The sequence below is a fragment of the Candidatus Hodgkinia cicadicola genome (assembly GCF_002774925.1).
Map to the genome: position 1 here is coordinate 1 of NZ_NXGO01000148.1, position 490 is coordinate 490.

Genomic DNA, 490 nt, shown 5'->3' on the forward strand with positions numbered 1-490 from the left:
TTTATGTCTATTAAAGTAACAACATCACCAATGATATTGAAACTATGAATATAACTTAATTGATTATAGGTTTAATTATAATTCAAACATGTTGAAACCACATCAAAGGATCGAATTCAAGAAAACTAGTTTAAATCTGTATCCTGAATTATTAGCAACAGATTATGAACTTGTTGTTCCGGCCGAAAGAGTGATCAGGTTATTGGTAACATCAGATGATGTGATTCATGGGTTTGCCGTTCCATTGTTTGGATTAAAGTTATTACTCCTGGTATATATTATGGACGATGTTCAGAGTTTTGTGGAAAAGATCATACATTTATGCCAATTGCTGTTCGAGCCATATCACAAGATAAGTTTAACAAATGATTGAAAGTGACAAGAAACAATTTAGATAATGCATTTAAAGAGGTCAGATATGGATAATAGATTTAATAAGTTAACATGAAACATCGAAGATGGTATATTTAGAATGATATTAAATATCCAT

1 pseudogene is annotated in these 490 nt (G+C 29.8%); it reads left to right on the top strand.

Annotated elements, in window-relative coordinates:
* Window positions 1-58 precede the first annotated feature (58 nt).
* Window positions 59-426, top strand: a pseudogene (locus MAGTDC_RS06110) (cupredoxin domain-containing protein).
* The last annotated feature ends 64 nt before the right edge of the window (window positions 427-490 follow it).